This window comes from Pseudoalteromonas sp., assembly GCF_041613455.1.
Lineage (GTDB): Bacteria > Pseudomonadota > Gammaproteobacteria > Enterobacterales > Alteromonadaceae > Pseudoalteromonas.
Map to the genome: position 1 here is coordinate 1 of NZ_JBFJHD010000024.1, position 22,939 is coordinate 22,939.

At 43.7% G+C, this 22,939-nt stretch carries 18 protein-coding genes; 13 read left to right on the plus strand and 5 right to left on the minus strand.

Going from position 1 to position 22,939, the window contains the following annotated elements:
- Together ABYB02_RS04375 and ABYB02_RS04380 are read left to right on the plus strand one after the other, a co-directional pair.
- Positions 1–403 (plus strand): YqaA family protein (locus tag ABYB02_RS04375; protein WP_372761241.1); only part of this gene is annotated, 403 nt, incomplete at its 5' end.
- A gap of 33 nt (positions 404–436) precedes the next feature.
- Positions 437–3,055 carry a DUF2339 domain-containing protein gene (locus ABYB02_RS04380; protein WP_372761242.1) on the plus strand — a complete coding sequence of 873 codons (2,619 nt, stop codon included), beginning with the start codon at positions 437–439 and terminating at the stop codon, positions 3,053–3,055.
- 32 nt (positions 3,056–3,087) lie between these two features.
- Here ABYB02_RS04380 and ABYB02_RS04385 read toward each other — a convergent pair whose 3' ends face one another.
- Positions 3,088–6,528: a PAS-domain containing protein gene (locus ABYB02_RS04385; RefSeq protein ID WP_372761243.1), complete on the minus strand. Its 3,441-nt coding sequence runs from the start codon at positions 6,526–6,528 to the stop codon at positions 3,088–3,090.
- A gap of 406 nt (positions 6,529–6,934) precedes the next feature.
- Here ABYB02_RS04385 and ABYB02_RS04390 point away from each other — a divergent pair, with 406 nt between their 5' ends.
- From ABYB02_RS04390 to ABYB02_RS04440, 11 genes are all read left to right on the plus strand, one after another.
- Positions 6,935–7,198 (plus strand): DUF4212 domain-containing protein, encoded by a 264-nt coding sequence (locus ABYB02_RS04390; protein ID WP_011327286.1) that lies wholly within the window; start codon positions 6,935–6,937, stop codon positions 7,196–7,198.
- 10 nt (positions 7,199–7,208) lie between these two features.
- Positions 7,209–8,933, plus strand: coding sequence for a sodium:solute symporter family protein (locus tag ABYB02_RS04395; protein ID WP_372761244.1), 1,725 nt, complete (start codon positions 7,209–7,211; stop codon positions 8,931–8,933).
- A gap of 112 nt (positions 8,934–9,045) precedes the next feature.
- A complete protein-coding gene (locus ABYB02_RS04400) occupies positions 9,046–10,884 on the plus strand; it encodes a DUF294 nucleotidyltransferase-like domain-containing protein (RefSeq protein ID WP_372761245.1) in 1,839 nt (612 codons plus the stop codon).
- Between the two features lie 32 nt (positions 10,885–10,916).
- Entirely contained in the window at positions 10,917–11,540 is a 624-nt protein-coding gene (locus tag ABYB02_RS04405) for a 3'-5' exonuclease (RefSeq protein ID WP_372761246.1), read from the plus strand.
- Between the two features lie 150 nt (positions 11,541–11,690).
- A complete protein-coding gene (locus ABYB02_RS04410) occupies positions 11,691–12,791 on the plus strand; it encodes a transporter substrate-binding domain-containing protein (protein ID WP_372761247.1) in 1,101 nt (366 codons plus the stop codon).
- Between the two features lie 223 nt (positions 12,792–13,014).
- The gene (gene epd, locus ABYB02_RS04415; protein WP_372761248.1) at positions 13,015–14,034 is read left to right on the plus strand and encodes an erythrose-4-phosphate dehydrogenase; all 1,020 of its coding nucleotides are present in this window, start codon (positions 13,015–13,017) and stop codon (positions 14,032–14,034) included.
- Between the two features lie 57 nt (positions 14,035–14,091).
- Complete coding sequence (locus ABYB02_RS04420; protein ID WP_372761249.1) at positions 14,092–15,267, plus strand: phosphoglycerate kinase; 1,176 nt, start codon at positions 14,092–14,094, stop codon at positions 15,265–15,267.
- Between the two features lie 214 nt (positions 15,268–15,481).
- Positions 15,482–16,546, plus strand: coding sequence for a class II fructose-bisphosphate aldolase (fba, locus tag ABYB02_RS04425; protein WP_372761250.1), 1,065 nt, complete (start codon positions 15,482–15,484; stop codon positions 16,544–16,546).
- Positions 16,547–17,159: 613 nt separating this feature from the next.
- The gene (phoB, locus tag ABYB02_RS04430; protein ID WP_372761251.1) at positions 17,160–17,849 is read left to right on the plus strand and encodes a phosphate regulon transcriptional regulator PhoB; all 690 of its coding nucleotides are present in this window, start codon (positions 17,160–17,162) and stop codon (positions 17,847–17,849) included.
- A gap of 43 nt (positions 17,850–17,892) precedes the next feature.
- Positions 17,893–19,221, plus strand: a complete 1,329-nt coding sequence (phoR, locus tag ABYB02_RS04435; protein WP_372761252.1) for a phosphate regulon sensor histidine kinase PhoR — start codon at positions 17,893–17,895, stop codon at positions 19,219–19,221.
- A 90-nt stretch (positions 19,222–19,311) separates the two neighbouring features.
- Positions 19,312–20,280 (plus strand): PstS family phosphate ABC transporter substrate-binding protein, encoded by a 969-nt coding sequence (locus ABYB02_RS04440; protein WP_372761253.1) that lies wholly within the window; start codon positions 19,312–19,314, stop codon positions 20,278–20,280.
- A gap of 232 nt (positions 20,281–20,512) precedes the next feature.
- Here ABYB02_RS04440 and ABYB02_RS04445 read toward each other — a convergent pair whose 3' ends face one another.
- The 4 genes from ABYB02_RS04445 to folK are packed head-to-tail and all read right to left on the minus strand — an operon-like array spanning position 20,513 to position 22,938.
- Positions 20,513–20,749, minus strand: a complete 237-nt coding sequence (locus ABYB02_RS04445; RefSeq protein ID WP_372761254.1) for a hypothetical protein — start codon at positions 20,747–20,749, stop codon at positions 20,513–20,515.
- A gap of 30 nt (positions 20,750–20,779) precedes the next feature.
- The gene (gene panC, locus ABYB02_RS04450; RefSeq protein ID WP_372761255.1) at positions 20,780–21,628 is read right to left on the minus strand and encodes a pantoate--beta-alanine ligase; all 849 of its coding nucleotides are present in this window, start codon (positions 21,626–21,628) and stop codon (positions 20,780–20,782) included.
- Positions 21,628–22,422, minus strand: coding sequence for a 3-methyl-2-oxobutanoate hydroxymethyltransferase (gene panB / locus ABYB02_RS04455; RefSeq protein ID WP_372761256.1), 795 nt, complete (start codon positions 22,420–22,422; stop codon positions 21,628–21,630). The genes panC and panB overlap by 1 nt, the downstream gene beginning before the upstream one ends.
- 30 nt (positions 22,423–22,452) lie before the next feature.
- A complete protein-coding gene (folK, locus tag ABYB02_RS04460) occupies positions 22,453–22,938 on the minus strand; it encodes a 2-amino-4-hydroxy-6-hydroxymethyldihydropteridine diphosphokinase (protein ID WP_372761257.1) in 486 nt (161 codons plus the stop codon).
- Position 22,939 lies beyond the last annotated feature (1 nt).

A 22,939-nucleotide genomic window follows, 5' to 3' on the forward strand; every position in this document is an offset into this window, starting at 1 on the left:
ACTGGGTTGCCTTGTTGGCGCGCTGTTTGGTTATGCATTGGGTTACTATTTATTTGATTTATTGGGCGATTGGCTGATCAGTCATTTTTCCAGTGCCGAGCAATTTGACAATGTTAAGCAACAAATGCAAAGCCAAGGCTTTTGGTTTGTGATCACGCTGGGGATTGTGCCTATTCCGTTTCAAATTGCGATGCTGGCTGCGGGCGCCACTCAGTATTCATTGGGCTTGTTTTTATTGGCCAGCGCCATTGCACGGGCGATTCGTTACTTTGGTTTAGCACTGGTGGTGTATTACGCCGGTAATCAGGCCGAGCGAGTTATTCGCCAACATAAAACTAAAGCAATGATCGGTTTATCTGTATTGATAATCGGTATATGGTGGTTAACAACGGTAATTAAATAGCACTATTTAAACTAAATACTATAAGAGTGGCCCATGGATGAGTTAATTGGATTAGCGGGTTTATTAATCGTGGCGCTAATAGCCGGCGCCATATGTGGATTTATTGCAATTACACAACTAAACAGCCTTAAACACCAAGTGGCACAGCTAACGGCTAAAGTAGCAAGCTTGCAACAAAGTGTGCAAGCAGCTGCTGTTGTGAGCAAGCCGCCTTCCGATAGCGTCCCCCCTACGACTGTTGCAGCCGAAGTGAAACCGAGTGGGATTACGCTGCGCAACACGAGCGCGCCTTTTGCAAAAACAGCCAATATAAACAGCACAGCGAATACAGCGCTGTTAGTTACACGCTTAGTCGCAAAACTTCGCAGCGGCTTTGAACAACATTGGATGACCTGGATTGGCGCTATAGCACTGGCGTTAGGCGGGATATTTTTAGCAAAGTATAGCCTAGATGCGGGATTACTCTCGCCCGTGATGAGGCTCAGTTTAGGCGCATTATTTGGTGTTGCTTTAATTGCCACGGCAGCTTACTTGCATTTTAAGCGCATTGTATTTGAAGGCTTTAATAACTATATTCCCGCTGCTCTTGCCAGCGGTGGCTTTATCAGCTGTTTTGCGTTAACCCTGTTAGCCTATAGTAGTTACGACATGATAAGCCCCAGCGTGGCCTTCATTGTTTTGGCGTTCATAGCAATAACAGCCAGTGCCATGGCGCTGCAACTGGGCCCTTTGTTAGCAATATTGGGTATTGTGGGGGCCTATAGTGTGCCTATATGGGTTAGTAGCAATAGTGTTAATTTAGCCGCTTTGTTTATGTATGTAGGCTTTGTGAGTTTATCTGCCGCATTAGTGGCGCACAGAGTACAGCGCAGTTGGCTATGGTATTTACTGTGGGCAGGGCACATTTTTTGGTACTTAGCGGGTTTTGCGTTACTTGAAAACAATACCATTTGGTTACAGGGTATTTATGCCATCGCCAGTATTATTGGCCTCATAGCTATTCCTCGGTTAGGGCTAAGACTGGCGCAAATTGAGACTCGCCCGCACAGCTTAAAGCGGTTGATTAAGCTACTGCCCGATCATCCGTTACTGTTAGTATTTATTGCACCGTTTATTTTGCTGATGCTATTGCATAGGTTTGACTTGCAATTTCAGCTAGTTAGCTTACTAGTTTTAGTGCTAATGCTGTTTTTAGTGCTAAAAAATAGCCGCTGGGATGGATGGCAAGCGCTGTGTTTAGTCATTGCCTTGGCCGTGTTAGTCAGTAGTCAGCAAACGTTTGATTTTGATGATGCCTTGTTTATATTTAAACACGAATACGGTCTAGGTTTAGTACTGGGCTTTGCTTTAACTGCTTATGGCCTTTATTTTGGTAATCAGTTTCCTAAGCGCTTGGCATTTCATATTAGCGGCGCATTTAGTTTATTTTTAATGGTAGCCACGTTATACGCCCTGATCCCTAATTCTGCATTAAGCACCGCGTATCCGCTTTGGGCAATGGTATTACTTGTTGGTAGTGCGGTGTTAATAAAAACTGCGCAGCACAGTGCTAGTTTGTATCAGCGTTTTAGCTACTGGATAGCAGCAAATGCTAATATTACCCTAGCGATTACTATGCTATTAAGCGATAGCGGCTTAACCCTAGCGCTGGCGACTCAAGTATTATTGATTAGTTTACTGCTCAAACGCCACAGCATAGCCATGCCACATTGGCCTATTAAGGCGCTGGTGGCGGCATTATTATTGCGATTAACTTTCGCACCTTGGACTCTAAGTTACGATGCTCTGACTATTTTTTCTTTGCACTGGAGCATAGTGGTGTATCCGCTGTGTACGGCGCTGTTTTATGTTACAGCAAGATGTTTTAACACATCAACAATGCAGTTTTGGTTAGAGGGGGCGGCGCTGCATTGCTTAGCATTATTTATTACCACCGAAACCAGTTATCAGCTAGTGGGGCATTATCCACAATTTGATTCATTGAGTTTTTACGAGCAAATATTACTCACTTGCAATTGGCTTGGCTTGGCGTGTGTGTATTGTTATCGCGCGCGTTTTGCGGGCAGCTTAGCTAAGCTTTATTATCGGGCTGGGCTTGTGCTTGCTGGTGCGGCGGGTGTTTTAGCATTAAAAACCTTGCTTGATGATAACCCATTGTTTAGCAACATCAATGTGGGTGACACAGCGCTATTTAACTGGTTACTGCTGTTGTGGTTAGTACCGGCGGGGCTCACTGTTTGGCTCGCCAAGCTGATAGCAACCACAGCCCCTAAGCTGATTATGCCGCTTGGTGTTATTGCCGGCAGTTTAACGCTGTTAGCGATTAATAGTTTGTTGCGCCAATATTGGCAAGGGCCTTATATTAATTTAGCTCAAGCCACCAGTCATGCTGAACTGTATAGTTACTCCGTGATGTGGCTGCTGTTAGGCGCTGTTACGGTTATTTACGGGCATTTAAAACAGCAATTATTACTGCAAAAAATAGGCTTGGCGCTATTAGCCGCGGTGATCATAAAAGTATTTTTAATTGATATGGCACACTTAACGGGGCTACTAAAAGCGCTGTCATTTATTGGCTTAGGGTTATCCTTAGTGGGGCTTAGTTGGCTATTTCAAAAACTCAGAACAACGGCGTTACCGGCCGCAGGTTAACGGTTTGCAAGATAAAACCACCACAGCACACCTTAGGTGCTGTGGTTGAGCAGTGCTTTGAGTTTGCCGGGTTTAATTGGTTTACTTAAGTAGTGAATATTGGCCGCTTTAGTCTGTTGCTTTAATGCCTCGTCGCGCACCGCGGTGATTAAAATAGCGGGCACTTGGCATTGCCATATTTCGCGTAAGGTTTTAATTAAGGTAATACCATCGCAATTTTCACCTAGCTGGTAATCCATTAAAATGACATCGGGTGCAGCATGGTGTTTGGCGTGTTCAAGTGCTTGGTTAACGTTTTCAAATAAAGTGTAATTGGCTTGCCATTTTTTCAGTAAGCTGGCCATGGCCGCTAAGTTTGCCGGGTCATCATCCACTGCTACGATATTGATTGCGGTGCGATTTTCCATTAAGTTATTTGACTGATCTTTTTGCTGCACTAGTTGCGGATCGCCATAAGGAACCTCAATGCTAAAGCGACTGCCCTTATTGGGCAGTGAGCATACATCGAGCGGCAGGCTGAGTAAGTCGGCCATTCTTTTTACCACCCCAAGGCCCAAACCGACGCCTTTATTGTCGCCCGATTCAACCCGGTAAAAGTCATTAAATATTTTAGCTTGCTCTAGGGCGCTGATCCCATGTCCGGTGTCCCATACTTCGATGCGCAGGTTGTGTTTACGGTTTCTACAGGCAATTAACACCTTACCGCTATCGGTGTATTTAATCGCATTAGAGAGTAAGTTTTGAATGATACGGCGTAAATAAGTAATATCACTGTGCACAATTTGCTGTTTAGAAATTACTTTAAACGACAGTCCTTTAGCACTAAGCAAGATACTCGACTCACTTTTAAGTGGTTGTAGAATATCGTCGATGCAAAAGTGGCGTGGCGCGGGGGTCATGGCGCCTTGCTCTAGTTTGGCAATTTCTAGCAGTGCCGACATTAAATGCACCGTAGAGTCTAGGCTGTCGCCGAGCTTATCTAAATTGTTTTGATTGGTGCTGTTAAGCTGCTTTTCATCAATAGCAGCAAGGTATAGCCGCGCCGCATTAAGCGGTTGTAAAATATCATGGCTGGCCAAGGCTAAAAAGCGTGTTTTACTGTCGTTTGCTTGTTCTGCCTCACGTTTGGCTAAAGTAAGTGCTTGCTCTGTTTGTACTCGGCTGTCTATTTGTGCTTGCAGATCCTTGTTAATCATTTGCACTTCTTGGGTACGTGCTTCGATGCGGTTTTCCAAATCCATATTAATTTCTTCCAGTGCATTTTGGGTATTAATATGCGCTGTTATATCTGAAAAGCTTGTCACAAAGCCGCCATCGGGCAGCGGGTTACCCACCATTTCGTACACTTGGCCATTACGGCGGTGGCGGATAAAGTGATGCGATGTGCCATTTTTTAAATGCCGTACGCGTTTATCAACATGACGCTCGATTTCGCCGGGGCCACATTCTCCACGTTCAGCGTTATAACGAATGATCTCCTCTACCGGCTGACCCACTTCTAAAAAGCCTTCAGGGTAGCAAAACATTTCGCTGTAACGTTTATTCCACGCCACTAGTTTTAGATCCTTATCGACCACAGAAAGGCCATGGCTTAAGTTTTCCAGCGAGGTAAATAATAAGTTTTGATTAAACTGCAAGGCTTGAGTGGTTTCGTCAAAAAAGTTAACCACTTCTTCAAACGCCATACGTTTACCCGACGACACGGTATGAATGAGTGCCCGTGCGGATGATGCGCCGAGCACACCGGTTAGCGCGAGCTCACAATATGCAATAAACTCCGGATCGGGGTGAGCGTTGTTGTCACTTAAGTTGTGGTGTTTTGCAAAGTGCGCCAATACTTGTTGGCTGCGCTGAATGCCTAAAAAGGTTTGCAGTAAAATTTTAAAGTCGTAAATGGTGGCTTTGACATTTTTATTTAAACGACGTGCTAAGGCGGCCTGATCTTTCGGGTTAACGAATGCCGCAGCCTGAATTTTATCAATTAAGCGCTCTTCGGCGCCTAATGAAAAGCTAATATAACAGCCAATATTGGCAAACAAGGCTATTAGCGTGCCGCGGGTTATAAGTGTTTGCTGTAACTCGCTGGTGAGTGTATTGCCGGCGTCGACAATCGGTAACATTAAAAATAACAGCCAACAAATAAAGCCCGCCACTAACCCTGCATAAACGCCATACGCATGGCCTTTGCGCCAATATAAGCCGCCCACAATAGCTGGCAATAACTGAGTGACTAACGAAAAAGCCACTAAGCCCATGCTTGCCAATGCACTACCAGAGCCAAATAATTGCTGGTAAAAGTAGGCCAAAATTAAAATGCCCGCGATGGCGAAGCGACGTACTAAGAGTATTTTTGCGCGGTAGCTGGTGGTAATTAAATTACGCTTAAATTTGCGGCGTAGCATCAGTGGTAGCACCACATCGTTGGAGATCATGGTACTTAAAGTCAGTGTAGCCACAACAATCATGGCGGTGGCGGCCGATAAGCCACCAATAAAAACAAAGGTGGTTAAAAACGCATTATGGTGCAGCATAGGCAGCGCCAATACAAAGCTGTCGGGTGAAAAGCTGCGGCCAATTTCAGGGTGGATCGCTGCCGTAGCAATTGGCAAGATCATTGCCGCAGTGAGCATTAAATAGAGCGGAAACGCCCAGCGTGCGGTAAATAAATGCCGTTTGTCTTGATTGTCGACCACAGTGACATGGAACTGACGGGGTAAACAAATTATCGCCGCGGCAGCCATCAAGGATTGACCAATAAAGTTAAAACTTAAAAAGTTAAAGTCTGTCCAATGCGTCCATATCGACTCTCTTACTTGATTAGGCAGTGTTGCGGGTAAATAAAATAACGAATATACCGCCAGTCCAGCCACGGCCAACAGCGCCACTAATTTAATTAATGATTCAAATGCGACGGCTAACATCAGTCCCGAGCGGTACTCAGTCACATCCACTTTGCGGGTGCCAAAAAATATGGCAAATAAGGCCATGATCAGGGTGGCCGATAACGCCAGCATATCGCCTGAAACTTGGTTATTGCTTTGCAGTAATAGAAAACTTGAGCTTAAGGCTTTTAATTGCAGCGCAATGTAAGGAATGGTCGCTAATAATGCGATGATAGTGACCATAATGGCGCTGGTTTGGCGTTTACCATAACGAGCCGATATAAAGTCGGCAATGGTGGTAATATTTTGTTTTTTGCTGACCAAGACTAATTTACGTAAAAACCCTTGGCCGAAAAAAAACAACAACGCCGGACCAAGTAAAATAGGTAAGTAACTCCAACTACTGGTTGCGGCTGTGCCTACCGAGCCGTAGTAGGTCCACGAGGTACAATAAATGCCCAGCGAGAGTGCATACACAAACGGGTGATGGCTAATGCGCTTCGCCAGTGGTGTGGTTTTATCGCCCCAACTGGCGAGCCAAAACAGCACGCCGATATACGCCAAAGCAACAAATATTAGTACAACGGTCATGGTTATTATTAAGCCTTTTTCAATTCACAATTTAGCAGTAGCACTATACACAATACCAGAGCTTGGCTTAAGTGCCGCTCAACTATTTAATTTATAATTATAATGCATTGTTTTTATATAATATTTTTAAAATTGATAGTCACCATATGCAGTTATTAGACTAATGTCGCATTCCCGATGAGTTACGCATTGATAGACGCGTACCTTTCCCCGTTAGCATTTTATAACCACCTGAAAATAAATAACTTTAAAAGTTAATACCGAAGTTGTTTCTGGCAGTTTGCGCAAAAGTTAATATACTGTTACGACTATGGTCGCAATTCAATATTTAATCAGCATTGCTAAATTGGTAGCTGAAAAATAAACCACTCATCACTTTATGTGATGCTTAAAGGGGAAAATAAAAATGGCTTTTAAAGATGAAGAACAAGCAAAAGCTTATTGGGCGGAAAACATTTCACTGCTATTTAAATTACTTGCAGTGTGGTTTGTGGTGTCCTTTGGCTTTGGCATATTACTGGTTGATGTACTTAATGAAGTGCGTTTTTTTGGCTTTAAATTGGGTTTCTGGTTTTCTCAACAGGGTTCAATTTATACCTTTGTAGCTTTGATTTTTGTGTACGTAGTCAAAATGAATACGTTAGATAAAAAATACGGCGTAGACGAATAGGAGCTCAGCAATGGATGTACAAATACTCACGTTTATAATTGTTGGTTTAAGCTTTGCGCTTTATATCGGCATTGCAATTTGGGCGCGTGCGGGCTCAACTAAAGAATTTTATGTCGCCGGTGGTGGCGTGCCCCCCCTAGCGAACGGTATGGCCACGGCTGCCGATTGGATGAGTGCTGCGTCGTTTATTTCAATGGCAGGTATTATTTCCTTTGCCGGTTACGATGGCGGCGTTTACTTAATGGGCTGGACCGGTGGTTATGTTTTACTGGCTATGTGTTTAGCGCCTTATTTACGTAAGTTTGGTAAGTTTACCGTGCCCGACTTTATCGGCGACCGTTACTACTCGCGTACTGCGCGCTTAGTCGCTATTTTTTGTGCCATCTTTATTTGTTTTACCTATATCGCAGGGCAAATGCGTGGCGTAGGCGTGGTTTTCTCACGCTTTTTAGAAGTCGAAATTGAAACCGGTGTGTACATTGGTATGGTTATCGTATTCTTTTACGCAGTGCTTGGCGGCATGAAGGGCATTACTTATACGCAAGTCGCGCAATATTGTGTGTTGGTATTTGCGTATCTGGTACCGGCTATTTTTATCTCAATGATGATGACAGGGCACTTTTTACCACAAACGGGCTTTGGTGCGACCTTAACCGATGGCTCGGGGATGTATGTGCTTGATAAACTCGATGGCATAAGTGCGCAGCTGGGCTTTGCTCAGTATACCGAAGGCTCTAAGAGTATGATTGACGTATTTGCAATCACCGGTGCATTGATGGTGGGTACTGCCGGTTTACCACACGTTATTGTGCGCTTTTTCACGGTACCACGCGTTAAAGATACCCGTATTTCAGCAGCGTGGACACTGGTGTTTATTGCTATTGTTTATACCACAGCGCCCGCGGTTGCCGCGTTTGCTCGAGTAAATATGGTCGATACTATTAATGGTAAAGACGGCAGTGGTACTGAATATGCGCAAGCACCCACGTGGATCAAAAACTGGGAGCAAACAGGCCTTATTACCTTTAATGATAAAAACGGTGATGGCAAAATGTTTTATACCTCAGGCAGCATCAACGATCCGAGCAGTGCTAACGAAGTCGACGTAGATCGCGACATCATGGTACTGGCTAATCCTGAAATTGCGAACCTACCGGCCTGGGTTATTGCCTTGGTGGCCGCCGGCGGTATTGCCGCAGCACTGTCTACGACGGCAGGCCTGCTACTGGTTATTTCAACCTCAGTGTCGCACGATTTACTCAAACGTACACTGAAACCCAATATTAGCGATAAACAAGAGTTACTGGCCGCGCGGTTAGCAGCGATGATCGCCATTGGTATATCCGCGTACTTTGGTATTAACCCTCCTGGATTTGTAGCGTCGGTGGTGGCGTTTGCTTTTGGCCTGGCAGCAGCCAGTTTCTTCCCGGCAATTATCATGGGAATATTCTCAAAAGCAATGAATAAAGAAGGTGCAATTGCCGGTATGGTTAGCGGTATTGGCTTTACCGCAGGGTATATTATTTACTTTAAATTTATCAGCCCAGAGCTAAACAGCGCAGAACATTGGTTGTTTGGTATTTCGCCAGAAGGAATCGGTTTGGTCGGTATGATAATTAACTTTGCCGTTGCTGCAATGGTGCTGAAAGTAACTAAACCTACGCCGCTTGAAATACAGCATTTGGTAGAGGGGATCCGTAACCCTAAAGGCTCAAGTGAAGCTCATGACCATTAAATGAGTTGCCGTTCAAGCAATGAATAGTAGCCAAAGCCCGACTTAAGTCGGGCTTTTTATTTATTTAATTAGTGGGTACATTGGTTATATAAACCACTTTTAGAGCGTGATTATGAGTGTAGAGCAATCGGATATAGCTGAGTTTGTCAGTATGCAGGCCCCTTTTAGCATGTTAGCTGGCAGTGCGTGCAGTTACTTTGTCAATCATCTCGATGTTATTTACCTCAACCGCGAAAACCAGGCGCAGTGGGTGCACAGCAGCCAGCCAAAATTATTTTTAATTCGCTCGGGGGTTTATAACCTAATTGATGCCAAAGGCGAGATTGTTACCCGTTTAGCACAGGGGGATTATTTTGGTTTTCCTTCGTTATTAACCGGCGAAGCAAAGCAACATAGTTTAGAAGTACTAAAAGAGGGCATAGTGTATATGCTGGCGCAAGCGGACTTTGATTTTTTACGTCGCGAGTATAAGCCATTTGAACAATATTTTGTGCGTGCTCATGCTAACCGTTTATTGTCATCGCATTATAAAGGCAAAAGCGACAGTTGGTCGGAGAAAAAAATATCCGCGCTAATGACCCGCCAAGCCATTACTCTTACGCCGAATGCCAGTATTCGCCACGCCGCTAAAAAAATGCAACAGCATGGCGTGTCTTCTATTATGATCACCGAAAATGAGCACTTAATTGGCGTGGTGACAGACCGTGACTTACGTAATAGGGTACTGGCCGATGAGGTAGACCCACAACATGATGTAAACACGATTATGACGGTGAAGCCTAAGTTTATTTTTGAAAATAACCGCGTGTTTTCAGCGCTACATTTAATGTTAAAGCATAATATCCATCATATTCCGGTACTTGACGAAAACCATAAACCACTGGGAATGATCACCAGCACCGACTTATTACGCCAGCAAAAAAGTGATCCGGTGCAGCTGATTGGCCGCATTTACAAAGCCCGTGCTATTTATGATTTAAAACGCTATGCCAAAGAGATCCCCGAGTTACTGCGGGGCTTTTCATCAAATATCGACGATATATCGCTGATTGGTAAACTGCTCAGTGGCTTAACCGATGCGCTCACATCACGACTCATTTATTTATATCAACAACAACACGGGGTCGCGCCAACTCGCTTTAGCTTTATCTGTTTTGGCTCACAAGCACGTGAAGAGCAAACTTTGCATTCAGATCAAGACAACGGCTTGCTATTACCCGATGGCTTAAATGAGCAACAACAGGCTTACTTTAAAGGCATGGGCGAGTTCGTTTGCGAAAATTTGGTGGAATTTGGCATTCGCCGTTGCCCGGGGAATATTATGGCCAGTAGCGAGCAATGCCGCATGAGTATTAGCGATTGGTGTGAAAAATTTGCCCGTTGGATCAGCAGCCCCACACCCGAAGCGATGCTCAACTGTAAAATATTTTTTGATTTACGTTTTATCGAAGGCTCAACTACACTCTACAGCCAGTTTTGTCAGCGATTAATACACATCTCGCGTAACGAGCTGTTTTATGCCGCGATGGCCAATGATTTGAGCTCAAACAGCGTGCCGATAGGGCTGTTTAATAATTTTAAAACCGAACGCACCGCTAAAGACGACAGGTATATCGATTTAAAAAAACGCGGTGTGGTGATCATTAACGATATTGTGCGCCTGTATGCCCTTAGCGCCGGTATTCGCCGTGCCAATACCCAAGAGCGATTAGACGCGTTACTTAAACACAGTTTACTCAGTAACGAAGATGTGTATAACTTAAACGATTGTTGGCGGTTTTTAACTCAGCTGCGGTTATGCACGCAAATTAACCAGGAGGGGTTACCCAGTAATTGTATTAACCCGGACAAATTAAACTCCTTGGAACGTCATCAATTAAAAGAAGCATTTTATTTAGTTAAACAGGCGCAACAAGCGGCTACCTTTAAATTTGCTCGTGCCAGCTTATAACAGGGCGCAATAAAACTTGGTAAATAAACCGTATGCTTAAACATTGGCTTAGCGAATACCTCACAAAGCGCCGCTTATATACTCAAGCTGCTTTAAAACAACGTTATTTAGTGATTGATTTAGAGTTGACGGGACTTAATGCCCAGCAGCACGAGATAGTGTCTGTGGCGTGGGTGATCATCGAAGATCAATGCATTAAAATGAGCCAGTCGCAGCACTTAATTAATAACCAAGTGAAAAACCTTGCCCAAAGTCCTATTTTTCATGGAATCGATAACGACAATATTAGCCAAGGGCAAAGTTTAAGCAGTATTTTAGTCAGTCTCAGTGAGCATTTTAGCGATACGATTTTAGTGTGTCATAATGCCATGCTTGATTGGGGATTTTTAAAACTAGCGCTAATCAAGGCTAACCTCACTCGTACGCCGAGCTTAATTCTCGATACCCTACAAATAGAAAAAAAACGCCTTCAGCAGCAAGGGGCGGTTATAAAATCAGACGACTTAACGCTTAGCGAGTGTCGCAGGCGCTATCAGTTGCCAGAGTATCGGGCTCATCATGCGCTGACTGACGCCCAGGCGACCGCTGAGTTATTTTTAGCGCAGTGTCAGCAAATAAGTGGCGGTAAGGAGTTAGCAATAAAGGCGCTGCTATAGTGGCTGCAAAACACGGCACTGTTAGCACGCTTGCTATACGCATGACGCAGCAACTTTGACCAATAAATAAAACTAATTTACAATTTTGTAACCCAGCGTACGGTTATCTACCTATAGTTAAGTTAACTCAATGCAAACAACAGAGAATTTATGCAGACAAAAATAGTTCAATCATTACTAAGCGGCCTATTTGTTTTGCTGGCTGTATTGTCGTCACCACTGGCGGCGCAAAGTGAGCAAGCTAACACGCCGCTAATTGTTGGCGTTGCCGGTGATGCTCCCTTTGTTATGCAAGGGGCAAATAATAAGCTAGAGGGCATTTCACTGTCTATTTGGCAGAAAATAGCAGAAGAAAAAAACTGGCAATATCAATATAAGCAGTTTGCTACGGTAGAAAAAGCACTTGCTGCGTTACAGCAAGGTGACATTGATTTACTCGCCGGGCCGATTAGTATTACCTCGAGTCGAGTGATTGATTTTCGTTTTTCGCAGCCCTATTATCAGTCCAGCTTAACCATTGCCTCGCGAAATGAAAATGCCAGCATTTGGGCAAAAATAAAACCGTTTTTTAGCATTCGACTGTTGATAGCCGTGGCGGTGTTTATCTCTATTTTAGCGGTGGTAGGCTTGTTATTTTGGTTGGTTGAACGCAAACACTCGCCCGAACAGTTTCCTGCCGATCCCAAGCGGGGCATAGCTAATGGCATGTGGCTTGCCATCGTTACCATGAGTACCACGGGCTACGGCGATATGGCCCCGGTAAGCTTAAAAGGACGCATAGTCGCGGGATGTTGGATGGTTATTTCATTAATTTTTGCCACCTCAATGATTGCCGGTATTGCCAGCACTTTAACCGTCTCTAGCTTTAGCAGTTCCACCATTACTCATGTTGAGCAATTTCCGGGCAAAAAAATAGCCACCTCCACAGGCTCACCTGCCATTGGCTTTATTGAGGAGCACCAAGGAGAAAAAGTAGTAGTGAGCAGCTTAACTGAAGCAATGGCAAAGCTGAAAAATAAAGCCGTTGATGCTGTGGTGTTCGATCGCCCACAATTGCTATTTTATAAAAATAAGCACAAAGCAGAAAATATCCATATACCCAGCGCCGAATATTACAAACAGGGCTATGGTTTTGCATTTAAAAACGACAGTGAGTTAATAAACGAAGTTAACTTACATTTATTAAAGCTGGCGGAAGATCAAGTGATTGAGCAGATCATGATAGATTATTTAGGCAAGGAGCTGTTTTAAAGTTGCGTCGTGTTTAATGGTCGCACGCGCAATGTGGGCTTAATTACTAAAGTTTTCGCTTAATAACCACGATATGGCATTGCAGTTAATGACTTAGCTGCAATGAATAATTTAAAGTTTCTAATGCTAAGCACTTATAATCAAGCCCAAGGTCGATTACAATACCGCCACCTAAAAGGCGTAGTGCCTTTATCTGCACGCAAAAGAGTGGATTTTATATTTCATGGCAATCAAACTTGCAATAAATGGTTTTGGTCGTATTGGTCGAAATATTGTCCGCGCATTATACGAATCAGGTTTGAGTGACGAGATAAAAATTGTTGCGATTAACGAACTTGCTGACCCTGAAGCTATTGCCCACTTATTAAAATACGATACCTCCCATGGCCGTTTTTCTTTTCCTGTAAAGCTTGGTGAAGACACCATTAGCGTAGCAGGCGATACCATCGCGTTATTTTGTGAGCAAAATCCGGCTGAGCTTCCCTGGCAAACCTTAGGCGTGGATGTGGTGCTTGAATGTACCGGTGTATATCATTCGCGTGAAGATGCGCAGTTACATTTAACCGCCGGCGCGAAAAAGGTGCTATTTTCACACCCGGCCGATAACGATGTTGATGCCACCATAGTGTATGGTATTAACGACGATGAGCTAAAAGCAGAGCACACGATAGTTTCAAATGGCTCGTGCACCACTAACTGTGTGGTGCCGGTTATTAAAGTACTCGATGATGCATTTGGCATTGAATCGGGGGCCATTACCACTATTCATGCTTCGATGAATGATCAACCCGTGATAGATGCCTATCATCATGATTTACGCCGTACTCGCGCCGCCAGTCAATCTATTATTCCTGTCGATACTAAGCTCGCTCGCGGTATAGACCGCATCTTACCTAAATTTAAAGGGCGTTTTGAAGCCATTGCAGTACGAGTTCCGACCATAAACGTTACGGCAATGGATTTAAGTGTTACGGTTAATACCGATGTGGACTTAAGCGCGGTTAATAGTGCGCTGAAAGCGCAAGCTAAAGATCGCCTCGAAGGCATTTTAAGTTACACCGCAGAGCCGCTGGTATCGATTGATTTTAATCACGACCCGCATTCTTGTATTATAGACGGCACGCAAACACGGGTTAGTCATAAACGACTGATAAAGTTATTAGTGTGGTGTGATAACGAATGGGGTTTTGCCAATCGTATGCTTGATACCGCGCGTGCGATGGTGGCGTTGGAAGCACAGTAATTTATTTAAAGTAACCGCCTTTTATTGGGTTTAGTATCGTTAACTAAGGAGATGTTCATGTCGGTCATAAAAATGGCAGATTTAGATTTAAACGGCAAGCGTGTATTAATTCGTGAAGATTTAAATGTACCGGTTAAAGCAGGTAAAGTGACGTCAGATGCGCGTATTCGTGCCGCGCTACCGACTATCAAATTAGCCCTTGAAAAAGGCGCTAAAGTAATGGTTATGTCGCACCTTGGCCGCCCTACGGAAGGGGAATATGATGAAGCGTTTTCATTAGCTCCCGTTGTTGATTACTTAAATGAAGCACTTGAGCAAACCGTGCGCCTAGAAAAAGATTACTTAAACGGCGTTGAAATTGCCGATAACGAAGTGGTTGTTTTTGAAAACGTGCGTTTTAATAAAGGCGAGAAAAAAGACGACGAAGCATTAGCAAAGCAACTTGCTGCATTATGTGACGTGTACGTAATGGATGCATTTGGTACTGCGCATCGCGCTCAAGCGTCAACGCATGGCGTGGGTTTATTTGCTGATGTGGCGTGTGCCGGCCCATTATTATCGGCTGAACTAGAAGCATTAGGTAAAGCACTTGATAACCCAGCGCGTCCGTTAGTGGCGATTGTGGGTGGCTCAAAAGTGTCAACTAAACTGACGGTACTTGATTCGCTATCTAAAATTGTTGATCAGCTGGTGACCGGTGGCGGTATTGCTAATACCTTTATTGCAGCAGCAGGTCATCCGGTAGGTAAGTCACTTTTTGAGGCGGATTTAATGGATGAAGCAAACCGTTTATGTGCTGCAGCAAAAGCCAACAACGGTGAAATTCCAGTGCCGACTGATGTGGTTGTCGGTAATGAATTTTCAGAGTCTGCGGTGGCAACGCTTAAAGATGTAACTGAAGTAACCAGCGACGATATGATTTTTGATATTGGTCCTGATACTGCAAATCAACTGGCAAAAATAATTGCTAATGCCGGCACTGTGGTATGGAATGGCCCAGTTGGGGTGTTTGAATTTGACCAATTTGGTAATGGTACCCGTGCGATAGCTCAGGCAATTGCTAATTCTAAGGCGTTTTCAATTGCCGGTGGTGGTGATACCTTAGCCGCTATTGATAAGTATGGCATCAGTGACAAAGTATCGTATATTTCTACTGGCGGTGGCGCATTCTTAGAGTTTTTAGAAGGCAAAAAACTACCTGCAGTCGCTATGCTAGAATCGCGCGCAAAATAATAGCTTAGCTATTAATTAGCCGCACCCAGATGCGAGACTTTACTCGCCTCTGGAACCATTAGCTATTAAATACCTCTCACGTTTATTTTAATAGTTAATTTACGAATTGCAGGCCGATTTGGCACTAACAATTCGTGGCGCAGTGATTGCGCCAAACTAACAAATCCGTTCAAACTAGGTAGTAAAATACTACCGATAAATTGGAGAAGACCCAATGGCTTTAATCAGTATGCGACAACTTCTTGATCATGCCGCTGAGCATGGTTACGGCGTTCCTGCTTTTAACGTTAACAACCAAGAGCAAATGCGCGCAATAATGGAAGCGGCTGACAAAACCAACAGCCCAGTAATTGTGCAAGGATCTGCGGGCGCACGTGCTTATGCCGGCGCACCATTTATTCGTCATATGATTTTAGCCGCGGTTGAAGAGTGGCCACATATTCCAGTGGTAATGCACCAAGATCACGGTACATCACCGGGCGTTTGTCAGCGTTCAATTCAGTTAGGTTTCTCATCGGTAATGATGGATGGCTCATTAATGAGCGATGGTAAAACCCCTTCAAGCTACGACTATAACGTTGACGTAACGCGCAAAACTGTAGAAATGGCTCATGCCTGTGGTGTTTCAGTTGAAGGCGAGTTAGGTGTGTTAGGCTCACTTGAAACTGGCGAAGCAGGAGAAGAAGATGGCGTTGGTGCCGAAGGTAAATTAACCACCGACCAAATGCTTACCGATCCTGAAGAAGCGGCTGACTTTGTGAATAAAACCCATGTTGATGCGCTGGCGATTGCCTGTGGTACGTCGCACGGTGCTTACAAATTCACCCGCCCACCAACGGATGATATTTTAGCCATTGATCGCATTAAAGCGATTCATGCGCGTATTCCAGATACGCATTTAGTGATGCATGGATCGTCTTCAGTACCACAAGAATGGTTAGCCGTGATTAACCAGTACGGTGGTGAAATCCCAGAAACATACGGTGTGCCAGTTGAGCAAATTGTTGAAGGGATCAAGTACGGTGTACGTAAAGTGAATATCGACACTGACTTACGTTTAGCATCTACCGGTGCGATACGTCGCCATTTAGCACTGAATCCTGCAAACTTCGACCCACGTAAGTTCTTAGCAGCGGCAACGCAAGCGATGACAGATATTTGTGTTGCACGCTACGAAGCGTTTGGTACTGCCGGTCAAGCAAGCAAAATTAAACCGATTACACTAGATGAAATGCACCTAAGGTATTTATCGGGTGAGTTAAATCCAAAAATAAAATAATCGCGTGTTGCTGATGAATTAATTAAAAAGCCAGTGGTGATGCCACTGGCTTTTTTATTGATCATAGGGATCAGTATTATACCAACAGTGCCATATGTGGATCGCGCGATTACTAAGTTGAGTGGCTTGGGATCATTGTTGTACTAACTGAGCGGCTATTTAGCCTCGCATTAGCACTAAAATGCTGCATAACGGCAAAAAAATGCATAAATAATCATCAACTTAGTGAGGTGACTAGGTATAACAGTGATCTTTGTCACGATCAGCTTGGTAACACATTGATCTTTAGCACCAAGATCATCAGCTTGCAGATCAGCGAAGGCTTCTTTATTGCTCTATAATGCCTGTATGATGATTAACCTTGGTAAAATAATGATCCTGAAAAACGATCTATTTTATCGCAATTGACTGCGAGCTATTGCTACTATGGTTGTTAACATGATGAAATACGTAAACTAAACGCAGAGCAAAATTATACTCACTCATTACCACCTACAGCTGTCGCTTACTGTGGTTTTTTGCTGTTATATTAACTTATCCGTGCAGTTTTCATAAAAGTGTCATACTTAGTCATAATAATGAAAACAAATTCGATAGCTAAGAGATAAATGGAATGTCACGTAAAGTATTAGTCGTTGATGACGAAGCACCGATCAGAGAAATGTTGGTTTTTGTTTTAGAACAAAATGGATTTCAGGCAATTGAAGCACAAGACTATGATTCTGCAATTGCAGCCATGGTTGAGCCTTATCCAGATATGGTGTTACTCGATTGGATGTTACCTGGTGGCAGTGGTATTCAAATTGCCAAAAAGTTTAAACAAAATGAATACACACGCGCTATTCCCATTATTATGCTTACCGCCCGTGGTGAAGAAGAAGATAAAATACGTGGTCTGGAAGTGGGAGCGGACGATTATGTTACTAAACCTTTTTCGCCTAAAGAGCTTATGGCCCGCATTAAAGCGGTGATCCGCCGCGTTGCCCCCACATCACTCGAAGAAGCAATAGAAGTTCATGGCTTACGTTTAGACCCTATTTCACATCGCGTTACCTCGCAAGGCAATGAACTTGATATGGGCCCCACCGAATTTCGCTTACTGCACTTTTTTATGACCCACACAGAGCGTGTATATAGCCGTGAGCAATTACTTGATCAGGTATGGGGAACCAATGTGTATGTTGAAGACCGCACTGTTGATGTGCATATTCGTCGCTTACGCAAAGCAATTTCAGCGTCAGGGCATGATCGTTTAGTACAAACGGTACGCGGAGCCGGTTATCGTTTTTCAAGTAAATTATAATAGCCTGCAATGGCTATGAAGTGTGATTTTAAGGTAACAGCCTATGTATCGAGTTATTAATAAACGCACCTTAGCTAAGCGTTTATTGCTTTATTTTATCCCTTTATTGCTCGTAGGGCTGTTAGTTGGTATGCCATTTTTATGGTTATTTATCGGCAGCTTTGCCCTGCTTATTTGGCATTATCGGCAACTGTATCGTTTAACTGATTGGTTGCAGCAGCAGCAAAGCTTTAATCCGCCGGAAGGCCGAGGAACCTGGGAGCAGGTGTTTGAAGGCATTTATCATTTACAGCACCGGAATCGAAAAAAGTGCAATGAGCTATCAACACTCATAGCGCGTTATCGTGATGGTGCCGAAGCCATCCCTGATGCGGTGGTGGTGTTACAAAATGATTTAACTATCTATTGGTGTAATAAGTTAGCGCTGACACTATTAGGGCTACAATGGCCGCTCGATCAGGGGCAACGGCTAGATAACTTAATACGTGAACCTAAGTTTGCACACTATATACAGCGCGGCAAGTTTACCGAGCCATTAGAGCTTGAAAGCAGTTTCAGTATTGGACGAGTGCTGGAGTTTAGGGTTATGCCCTATGCTAATCAGATAATGGTGGTGGTGCGCGATGTCACCCGCTTAAAACAGCTAGAGCAAATGCGCAAAGACTTTGTTGCCAATGTATCGCATGAACTGCGTACACCGCTCACTGTGGTTACGGGTTATCTTGAGATGATGGATAGCGACATGCTGCCGCCGCCGGGTGTGTGGAATAAAGCGCAAACAACGATGCTCGAACAATGTAAGCGTATGGACAGCCTCGTTAAGCAATTATTATCGTTATCGCGTATTGAAGGTGCCCGTAAGCAAAATAACGATAAAGCGATTAATGTCCCGCAATTGCTTAAATATATTCAAACCGAGGCCGAATCACTTAATCAGCAAAAAAATCATCAGTTGATCTTTGACGTTGATGCTTCACTTGATATTACTGGCGCCGAAGATGAATTGCGCAGTGCATTTTCTAACTTAGTGTTTAACGCCATTCATTACACGCAAGCCAATGGCAAAATAACCGTGTGCTGGCAGCGTAACAAGGATCAGGCTTATTTTAGCGTGACTGATAATGGCGATGGTATTGCAGCAGAACATATAAACCGCTTAACAGAGCGCTTTTACCGCGTAGATAAAGCACGTAGTCGCACTACAGGTGGCTCTGGACTGGGATTAGCCATTACTAAGCATGTATTAACGCGTCACCAAAGTGAATTAAACATTAGCAGTGTATTAGGCCAAGGTTCGTGTTTTTCGTTTGCTTTTCCCAGTAATAAAATTGTTGCGATAGCGAATAAACAGCAAAAACAGTCTGAGTCATAAAAGTGTCATTTTAAAGTCATGTCACTGTCATCTATACCTCTTACAGTGAACACAGTTAAAAAATGGGACGCACAAATTGGAGAACCCGAGATGAAATTTAAAAACTTAGTTGCCGCAATGGGTGTGGCTGTAACAACCTTCGTTTCTGCACAGTCTATGGCGCTAGATAACGATCTTCCTGAATATCAAAAAATTAGTGGTGTTTCAGGTAACTTCTCATCGGTTGGCTCAGACACGCTGGCTAATATGATGACATTTTGGGCAGAAGAATATAAACGAATTTACCCTAATATCAACATTCAAATTCAGGCTGCAGGTTCATCGACTGCTCCGCCAGCACTGACCGAAGGTACAGCTAACTTAGGCCCGATGAGCCGACAAATGAAATCTAAAGAAATCGAAGCATTTGAAAAACGTTACGGTTATAAACCGACCGAAGTACGCGTGGCAATCGATGCCCTTGCCGTATTTGTCCATAAAGATAACCCTATTGAAGGGCTGCGCATTGACCAAATCGATGCTATTTTTTCATCAACACGTAAATGTGGTGCTAGTGAACAAGTTAACCGCTGGGGCGACATTGGCTTAGCAGGCGAGTGGGCTGGCAAAGACATTCAGCTTTATGGCCGTAACTCAGTATCAGGCACTTATGGTTACTTTAAAAAGAAAGCGCTGTGTAAAGGCGATTTTCGTAATAACGTAAACGAGCAACCGGGTTCAGCCTCTGTGGTACAGTCAATTTCATCGTCATTAAACGCCATTGGTTATTCGGGGATTGGCTATAAAACATCGGGTGTACGCACGGTACCGCTGGCTAAAAAAGGCACCCAGTTTGTTGATGCGACTCTTGATAATGTAGCGCAAGGTAAGTACCCACTGTCACGCTTTTTATACCTTTACGTCAATAAGCACCCAAATAAGCCGTTAGCGCCTATTGAAGCTGAATTTTTGAAAATGGTGTTATCGCAGGACGGGCAGCAAATTGTTGAAAAAGATGGCTATGTACCACTGTCAGCTAAGCTTGCTGCAGTTGAGCTGAAAAAACTGGGTTTGAACTAAAGCCCACAGATTACAAACAATAAAAAACCGCTCCTTGAGCGGTTTTTTTGTCGCTAATTAACAGCAAGTTTATTGCAATGCGCATCATTAATTGAGCTACCTTGAGGCAAGAAAATCTTGTCGATAACAAGGCAAAAATTTTGCTATTTAGTTATGCTAAATAAAAAACTTTTAACGCCGTAAGCGTCAGCTTTAATACCTCAAATTGATTCAGTAATTTTGCGCATTGGTATTATATATTCGTTAAGTTTTCGGCTTGTGCTTTACACTGGTTGTAGCGCTCAATACATTTAGATGAACATATTTGCTGCTTTAAACTTTCACCGGTTGATTGCTGTTCACAGCTTGTTTCACATTGATAGTTTTGTTGTGCACATTGATTTAACTCCGGAGTACCGGTGTTATTTTGACAACCCGCTAACAGTATAAATGTAAGGGCTACGGCGCTGGTTTTAATTAAAGTGTGCATGTATATCCTTAAATGAGAGTCACTCGAGTGTTAAATCACCACTTGTAAGTTGTCGATCAGTCTAACACTGCCTAGGTAAGCGGCGGCTAAAATGACCAATTGACTATCATCTAGTGTAGCAGCTTTTAATGTATCTCGTTGAGCTATCGAAAAATAATCTGGTTTCAAACCTGCTTGCTGTAAACTCTGTTTAGCTTCTTGTTCAAGCTGTGCAAAGTCTTTATTGCCACTTTTAAGCTGTTCACCACAGTGAGTTAGCGTTTTAAACAGTACCGTAGCTGTGGCTTTTTGTGCGGCGCTTAAATAGCCATTACGCGAGCTCATAGCTAATCCAGTTACTTCTCGCATGGTAGGCACGCCTATCACTTCTACCGGAATTGATAAATCCCGTGCCATGGTTTTAATCACTTGCAGTTGCTGAAAATCTTTTTCGCCAAAGCAAGCGTAATCGGGCTGTACTAAATTAAATAGTTTGGTTACTACCGTGGCAACGCCTCGAAAATGCCCAGGGCGTGAACCACCACAATAGCCTAATGAAATATCAGGCACATCAACATAACTTTGTGCCCCTAAACCATTAGGGTAAATGGTTGCTACACTTGGCGTAAACACAATATCGGCTTCAAGGTCGGCTAAGCCGCGCTTATCTTCGTCAAGGGTGCGTGGGTAGTTGTCTAAATCTTCGTTTTCGCCAAATTGCATTGGGTTAACAAAAATGCTGACCACAACTTTATCAGCCATAGTTTTGGCTTTTTCGACTAACGAAAAGTGGCCTAAGTGTAAGTTGCCCATAGTGGGTACTAAGGCGATGCTTAAACCGGCTTGACGCCAGGCTTTAATTTGACTGCGGAGTGATTTAATTTCGGTAATTGACTGCATTATTTAAACTCGTGTTCGCTGCTTGGAAAGGCACCGCTTTTTACATCGCTGCAATACTTTTTAACGGCTGCTGGCATATTGCCAGTTTCAACTAAAAAGTTTTTTGAAAACTTAGGAATAAACCCGGCAGAAATACCCACCAGATCATGCATCACCAGTATTTGGCCATCGGTGCTGTTTCCTGCGCCAATGCCTATGGTAGGAATACTCAAAGCGTCGGTAACGCGTTTGGCTAATGCACTGGGAATACATTCAAGAACTAATAGCTGTGCGCCGGCGGCTTCCAGTGCTTTGGCATCAGCAATTATTTTTTCTGCTTGCGCTTCTTCACGTCCTTGTACTTTAAAACCGCCAAATACATGCACCGATTGCGGTGTCAAGCCTAAATGCCCACACACAGGAATACCCTGTTGGGTAAGGGCTGTAATGCTTTCATGTAGCCATTCACCGCCTTCTAACTTAACCATATTAGCGCCAGCACGCATCAACTCGGCGGCATTTTTACAGCTCTCGCGAGGGGTTGAATAGCTCATAAAAGGCATATCAGCAATAACGAATAACTCACGGCTACCCGCACGCACACAACGAGTATGGTAGGCAATATCTTGGTTGGTGACGCCCAAGGTGTCATCTGCGCCTTGTAATACCATACCCAAAGAGTCACCAACTAAAATAACTTCAACGCCGCTATCATGAAATAACTTAGCAAAACTGGCATCATAAGCTGTTAAAGCAGTAATTTTATTCTTTTCTGCTTTCATTTTATTTAAAGTTGAAACCGTTATTTTAGACATAATTTTCTCACCGGCATAAGCCTTAGTTAATTACAGGGGTAATTGTTGTAAATTGTTAAGCGGTAGTTTATTGGCAATAGCTTGTAACGAAATGCCGCTTGGTAAAATAAGTTCGGGCGCAAGCTCTAACAGTGGAAACACTACAAACTCGCGCTCAGTTAAACCATAATGAGGCACAGTAAGGCGCTCAGTATTTATCATTTGCTCGTCAAACAATAGCAGGTCTATATCTAAAGTTCTTGGCCCCCAGCGTTCGGCCTTACGTACGCGGCCATGTTCCAGCTCAATCGCTTGGGTTAAATCAAGCAGCTGCTGCGGGGCAAGTGTGGTGTCAATACACGCCACCGCATTGATGTAGTCGGGTTGATCTTGGGGACCCATAGGTTTGCTTGCATAGTAATGAGATACGGCAATAAACTCACAATTGGGCAGCTTTTTAAGCGCCATAACGGCGTTATCTAGCTGCGCCTTTGGTGAGTTTAAGTTGGCACCTAACCCCAGGTAAACTCGGTACATG